The sequence below is a fragment of the Tabrizicola sp. genome (assembly GCF_036781545.1).
In the GTDB taxonomy this organism is placed as follows: domain Bacteria; phylum Pseudomonadota; class Alphaproteobacteria; order Rhodobacterales; family Rhodobacteraceae; genus Tabrizicola.
Map to the genome: position 1 here is coordinate 1 of NZ_DAIQAT010000182.1, position 6,526 is coordinate 6,526.

The window sequence follows — 6,526 nt, forward strand, 5'->3', positions numbered from 1 at the left end:
CCGCCGTCCGGCCCGACCGGCCCACGACATCGCCAAGGAAAAGCAGTCTCATGCGGCTTGGATTAGGCGGGGGACAGGGTTCCGGCAAGCGGAATGACGCGGCCTGGGGAAGATTTTTCTCCGAAAAGCCCAAGCTTCAGCATCGGCCCCGGCCTGCGGGAAAATCGCCCGGAAAGAAGAATTTCCGGCGAAAATTCTTCGCGACCGATTGGCGTGGTCACGCGCCGCATGCAAAGTCGCCGAATGCAAAGCGCAGATCCGCTCAGCCTCACCGGCTATCGCCACAGCATCTACACCCGGATCGCCCGGATGGTGCTTCACGCCAAAGGCGTCGAGTTCACCGAAATCGAGGTCAACCCTTTCGTGCCGCCGCTCCCCGAAGGCTATTCCCATCCCTTCGGTCGCGTCCCCGTTCTGTCGCATGGCGGCTTCACCCTCTACGAGACCTCGGCCATCGCGCGCTATGTCGACCTCGCCTGGCCCGGCCCGCCGCTTGTCCCGCAAGATCCGCAGGCCGCTGCGCGGATGCAACAGGTCATCTCCATCGCGGACGGCTATGTCTTTCGCCCGCTCGTCCTGCAGGTCTATGCCCATCGCGTCTTCCGCCCGCTCGAAGGTCTGGCCCCGGATGAAACCCAGATCGCAGACGGCCTTGCCCGCGCCCCCGTGATCCTCGCCGCTCTCGACGCGATCGCGACCGAAAGCTTGGTCCTTGCCCCCGCCGCCCTTACGCTGGCCGATTGCCATCTCGCTCCGATGATTGCCGCCTTCGCCGCCGCAAAGGAGGGCGGGGCGCTGCTTCCGCGCTACCCGGCCCTGAGCCATTGGTGGTCGGCTGTCCGGCTCCTCCCCTCCTTCCGCGCCTCGGGCCGCGACCACATGTCGGCCTGACACCCGATTCGCGCGCCATGGTTAACGTCTTCGGCGTCATCCGCGCGTATGGACGGAAGCCATACGCCATCCATACGCGATGCAGATTGGGTGTCCCTTGTAAAATCAACAGATTAACCCCCGGACCGCCCCACCCCGTTCCCCAAGGCGCATCGGCACACTATCTCTTCGGTCATGGCCACTCTCCCCCCAGCCCTTTCCGACTGGTTCACCGCAAAGGGCTGGACGCTTCACCCCCATCAGCAGGACATGCTGGCGCGGGCGCAGGATCCCGCCACCCTGCTCATCGCCCCCACCGGCGGCGGCAAGACCCTCGCGGGCTTCCTCCCGACCCTGGCCGAGCTTGGTCCCAACCCGCCCCCCGGCCTCCACACCCTCTACATTTCCCCCCTCAAGGCCCTCACCGCCGACATCCGTCGCAACCTCGGCACCCCCATCGAAGGCGCGGGCCTGAAGATCCGTGTCGAGGATCGCACCGGCGATACCAGCTACACCCAGCGCCGCCGCCAGCGCGCCGACCCGCCCCATATCCTTCTGACCACGCCGGAAAGCCTGGCCCTCCTGCTCAGCTACGAGGACGCCCCAAGGATTTTCGCCGGACTCCAACGGGTTATCATCGACGAGCTTCACGCCTTGGCCGAATCCAAACGCGGCGACCAGCTCGTGCTCCAGATCGCCCGCCTCCAGTCCCTCAACCTGAACCTCCGCCGCATCGGCCTTTCCGCCACGGTGGAGAACCCCCCCGCCCTCGCCCGCTTCCTCGCGCCCAACACCACGATCCTCGAAGCCGACCCCGGCCCCGACCCCGACATCTCGATGCTGGAAACCGAGGCCCCGCCACCCTGGTCCGGCGGCGGCGGGCGCTACGCGATCCCCGCGATCCTGAACGAGATCACCCGCCACAAGACCACGCTCATCTTCCACAACACCCGCGCGCAATGCGAAATCTTCTTCCACGACCTCTGGCTGCAGAACACCGAGGACCTGCCCATCGGGATCCACCACGGCTCGCTCAGCCGCGAACAGCGCGAGCGGGTGGAACAGGCCATGACCGCAGGCGCCCTGCGGGCCGTGGTCTGCACCGGCTCCCTCGACCTCGGCATCGACTGGGGCGATGTAGACTTGGTCATCCAGGTCGGCGCGCCGAAGAATGTGAAACGTCTCGTCCAGCGCATCGGCCGCGCCAACCACCGCTACAACGCGCCCTCCAAGGCCCTTCTCGTGCCCGCCAACCGTTTCGAGGTGGTGGAATGCCAGGCGGCATTGGACGCGGTTCACGCCCATACCCTCGACGGCGAGCCGCGGGGGCCCGGCCCGAAGGACGTGCTGTGCCAGCACATCCTCGCCACCGCCTGCGCAGGCCCGTTTGACGCCGACCAGCTCTATGCCGAAGTCATCACCGCCGGGCCCTACGCCCTTCTGACGAAACAGGAATTCGACGCCTGCCTCGATTTCACCGCCACCGGCGGCTATGCGCTGAAGGCCTATGACCGCTGGCAGCGCCTTAAGCAGACCAACGGCAAATGGCACCTGCGCGACCCCCGCGCCGCGCTTCTGATCCGGCAGAACCTCGGCACGATCATCGACATCGAGACCCTCAAGGTCCGCCTCCGCAACCACGGCGCCCCCCTGGGAGAGGTCGAGGAAGGCTTCGCCAGCTCGCTCACGCCCGGCGACACCTTCCTGATCGGCGGCCAGGTCGTCCGCTACGAGTCCTTGCGCGAGATGACGGTGGAGGTCTCGAAAACTCCCGGCCGCGACCCGAAGGTCGCCGTCTTCAACGGCACCAAATTCGCCACCTCCACCCTCCTCGCCGACCGGATCCTGGAAATCTTCCAGCAGGACAGCTGGCCCGACCTGCCCGCCCACACCGCCTGGTGGCTGGCGAAACAGCGTGAGGTCTCGCGCCTTCCCGATCCCCATTCCCTGCTTCTGGAAAGCTTCCCCCACGATGGCCGCGAACACCTTTGCATCTACGGCTTCGCGGGGCGGAACGCCCAGCAGACGCTCGGTCTCCTCGTCACGAAACAGATGGAATCGCAGGGGCTTGCCCCCCTCGGCTTCGTCGCCACCGACTATGCGACGCTGATCTGGGGCCTCGACCCCGTGACCGACCCCAAGCCCCTTTTCGACCTCGAAACGCTCCGCGAAGGGCTCGATACCTGGCTCGCCGGAAATGCGGTGATGAAGCGCACCTTCCGCAATACCGCCATCATCGCGGGCCTGATCGAGCGCAGCCATCAAGGCCGCCGCAAGACCGGGCGGCAAGCCACCTTCTCCTCCGACATCCTTTACGACACGCTCCGCCGCTACGACCCCGACCACCTGCTTTTGCAGATCACCCGGGAAGAGGCCCTGCGCGGCCTGATCGACTTCTCCCGCATCGAACAGCTCCTCGCCCGCGTCGGCCCAAGGATCGACCTCATCCGCCTCGACCGCGTCACCCCCCTCGCCGCGCCGCTCTTCTTCGAGCCGAGCCGCGTCCCCGTCGAAGGCGCGGGGCGTGACCGCCTCGCCGCCGCCCAGGCCCAGGCCCTGATGGAAGCCGCGGGCCTCGCCTAAGCCTTTCATCTTTGCCCAAATATCCCCGCCGGAGGCTCGACCCTTGCCACCGCCCCGCCGCCACGGCATTCAGCGCCCATGCACAAGCTCTTCTTCCACGGCGAGACGCTGCACCTTCTCTCCTCCGGCGGCCTTTTCTGGCCGGCCCGCAAGACCCTGACCGTCTCCGACCTGCACCTCGGCAAGTCCGAACGCCTCGCCCGCCGCGGCGGCACGCTGCTGCCCCCCTACGAGACGCAGGCGACGCTGGAAAAGCTGGATCGCGATCTGGACGTGACCGGGGCGGAAACGGTCATCTGCCTTGGCGACAGTTTCGACGACCTTGCCGCCGCCGACGGGATCGAGGAAACCTCCCGCCTCTGGCTGGCCCGGCTGATAGCGGGCAAGGACTGGACCTGGATCACCGGCAACCACGACCCCGGCCCGATCGAGATCGGCGGCAGCCACCGGGCCGAGCTGAAACTCCAGCCCTTCACCTTCCGCCACATCGCCGAGCTGCAGGACAGGGCCGAGATTTCAGGCCATTACCACCCGAAGGCCAGCCTCGCCGGCCAGTCGCGGCCCTGCTTCCTGGCCGATGCCCAACGCCTGATCCTGCCCGCCTATGGGGTCTACACCGGCGGGCTCAGGTCGCATGACGCCACGCTCACCGCCCTGATGGCAAAGGACGCGCTGGCCATCCTCACCGGCCCGCGCGTCCTTGCCATTCCGATGCCTCGGTGACGCCTCGTTGACCTGGGCGATCCGCCCACGCGCCGATGCGTAGGGTGGGGTTCTACCCCACCTAAGCCGTCAGCCCCTCCGGCTCGGCCAGGCCATTGGCCCGGCAGCAGGCGGTCAGGGTGTTGGCCAGAAGGCAGGCAATCGTCATCGGCCCCACCCCGCCCGGCACCGGGGTGATCGCCCCGGCCACTTCGGCCGCGCTTTCATAGTGCACGTCGCCGACCAGCTTCGCCTTGCCGTCGCGTTCGATCCGGTTGATGCCGACGTCGATCACCGTGGCCCCCGGACGCACCATCTCGCCGGTGATCATCTCGGGCCGGCCCACGGCGGCGACAAGGATGTCGGCGCGCTTGCACACCTCGGCCAGGTCCTTGGTCCGCGAATGAGCGATCGTCACCGTGCAGCTATCGCCCAGCAAAAGCTGCGCCATCGGCTTGCCGACGATGTTCGACCGCCCGACCACAACCGCGTTCAGCCCAGCCAGCTTGCCGTGATGGTCGCGCAGCATCATCAGGCAGCCCAGCGGCGTGCAAGGCACCATCGACTTCTGCCCGGTCCCCAGCAAGCCGACGTTCGAAATGTGGAATCCGTCCACATCCTTCGCCGGGTCGATCCGGTTGATCACCAGTTCCGAATTCAGATGCCCCGGCAAGGGCAGCTGCACCAGAATCCCGTGGACCGTGGGATCGGCGTTCAGCTGGTCGATAAGCGCCAGCAACTCAGCCTCGCTGGTCGATGCATCCAGCCGATGTTCGAAAGAGGCCATTCCGACCTCGATGGTCGAGGCATGCTTGTTCTTGACATAGACCTTCGAGGCCGGGTCCTCGCCCACCAGCACCACGGCCAGGCCGGGCTGGATGCCGTTCTCTTCCTTCAGCCGCGTCACATGCGCCGCCACCTGCGCCCGCACATTCGCCGCGAAGGCCTTGCCGTCGATCACCTTGGCCGTCATCCCGTTCCCTCCGTTCAAACCGCCGCCGCAAAGGCACTGCGGTAATGGTCCATCTGCATCGCCGTGGCGAGCACCGCGTTCTTCATCAATATCGCCACCGTCACCGGCCCGACGCCGCCCGGCACCGGCGTGATCCAGCCCGCCACTTCCTTGCAGCTGGCGAAATCGGCGTCGCCCACGGTCTTTCCGTCGACCCGGTTGATCCCGATGTCGACCAGCGCTGCGCCCGGCTTCAGCATCTCGCCCCGGACCAGCCCCGGCTTGCCCACCGCGACAAAGACCGCATCCGCCGCGCGGGAATGCACCGCGACCTGCCGGGTCATGTGATGGCAGACCGTGACCGTCGCCCCCAGCCCCATCATCAGGAAGGCGATGGGCTTGCCGACGATCTCGGAATGCCCGATCACGCAGACGTCCAGACCCTCCATCTTCAGGGGCAGGGTCTTCAGGATCTCCACCGCCGCGACCGCCGTGCAGGGGCCAAGCGTCAGGTCGTTGTAGACGATGTTGCCGATGGACGAAGGGTGCATCCCCTCGACATCCTTCATCGGATGCACCGCCTTTTGCAGCGCCTTCACCGGGATATGGGCGGGCAAGGGCCGCTGGATGATGATGCCGTTCACCCGAGGGTCGGCGTTCAGCCCCGCCAGCACACCCTGCAACTGCTCCAGGCTGATCGACTCCGGGTAATTCCGCGCCTCGAACCCCACCCCCGCCGCTTCCGCCGAGTTGTTCTGGTTCCGGACATACAGCTCCGCCGCCGCCACATCGCCGACCGAGATCGACACCAGCCGCGGCGCCCAACCGAGCGCGGTCAGCCGCCCGGCCTCGGCGCGCGTCTCGTCCCGCATCCGGGCCGCGATGGCCTTGCCGTCGATCAGTGTGGCCGTCATCGCGTTCCCGCCTTCATCCCTTCCGCAGACTGTCCGGTCCAAGGCGGCTTTCCTCGCGCGCGATGGACCAGTCGATCAGCCGCCGCCACAGCTTTTCCACCAGGTCGGGCGGCAATCCGTAGGTCTCGGCATGGGCGCGGACGTTCTGCACCACTTCCTCGACCCGGCTCCCGATCCGTGCCGGCAGGTCGACCTCGGCCTTGATCTCGGCCGCGCGGTCAATATAGCCCGCCCGCTCCGCAAAGAGGCGGACGAGGTCTTCGTCCAGCCGGTCGATCTCGGCCCGGATCTCGGCCATCGTCGTGCAGTCGGCGGGCTTGTGCATTGCGGTCTCCCTTGCAGGCCCTCCCGAGATAGTGGGAAGGCCCGCGAAGGGCAATGCGACTGCTTAGAACAGGCCCTCGACCTGGCCCGCGTCGTTCAGCCGGATCACCTCGGCCGACGGCACCTTGGGCAGGCCCGGCATGGTCATGATCTCACCGCAGATCACCACGATGAAGCCCGC

General features: G+C 66.9%; 7 protein-coding genes. 3 read left to right on the forward strand and 4 right to left on the reverse strand.

The window, feature by feature from the left end; genetic code table 11:
* The first annotated feature begins 243 nt into the window (after positions 1-243).
* From V7Q39_RS18310 to pdeM, 3 genes are all read left to right on the forward strand, one after another.
* A complete protein-coding gene (locus tag V7Q39_RS18310; RefSeq protein ID WP_333818047.1) occupies positions 244-891 on the forward strand; it encodes a glutathione S-transferase family protein in 648 nt (215 codons plus the stop codon).
* A 174-nt stretch (positions 892-1,065) separates the two neighbouring features.
* Positions 1,066-3,453, forward strand: a complete 2,388-nt coding sequence (locus V7Q39_RS18315; RefSeq protein WP_333818048.1) for a ligase-associated DNA damage response DEXH box helicase — start codon at positions 1,066-1,068, stop codon at positions 3,451-3,453.
* 78 nt (positions 3,454-3,531) lie between these two features.
* Positions 3,532-4,176 (forward strand): ligase-associated DNA damage response endonuclease PdeM, encoded by a 645-nt coding sequence (gene pdeM, locus V7Q39_RS18320; RefSeq protein WP_333818049.1) that lies wholly within the window; start codon positions 3,532-3,534, stop codon positions 4,174-4,176.
* Positions 4,177-4,237: 61 nt separating this feature from the next.
* On the opposite strand, the gene folD is transcribed toward pdeM, so the two are convergent.
* The 4 genes from folD to V7Q39_RS18340 all read right to left on the reverse strand — a co-directional run.
* Positions 4,238-5,128: a bifunctional methylenetetrahydrofolate dehydrogenase/methenyltetrahydrofolate cyclohydrolase FolD gene (gene folD, locus V7Q39_RS18325; RefSeq protein ID WP_333818050.1), complete on the reverse strand. Its 891-nt coding sequence runs from the start codon at positions 5,126-5,128 to the stop codon at positions 4,238-4,240.
* Between the two features lie 14 nt (positions 5,129-5,142).
* Positions 5,143-6,021, reverse strand: coding sequence for a bifunctional 5,10-methylenetetrahydrofolate dehydrogenase/5,10-methenyltetrahydrofolate cyclohydrolase (locus V7Q39_RS18330; RefSeq protein WP_333818051.1), 879 nt, complete (start codon positions 6,019-6,021; stop codon positions 5,143-5,145).
* A gap of 13 nt (positions 6,022-6,034) precedes the next feature.
* Positions 6,035-6,346, reverse strand: a complete 312-nt coding sequence (locus V7Q39_RS18335; protein WP_333818052.1) for a chorismate mutase — start codon at positions 6,344-6,346, stop codon at positions 6,035-6,037.
* 63 nt (positions 6,347-6,409) lie between these two features.
* On the reverse strand, positions 6,410-6,526 hold a 117-nt coding region (locus tag V7Q39_RS18340; protein WP_333818053.1), incomplete at its 5' end, for a formate--tetrahydrofolate ligase.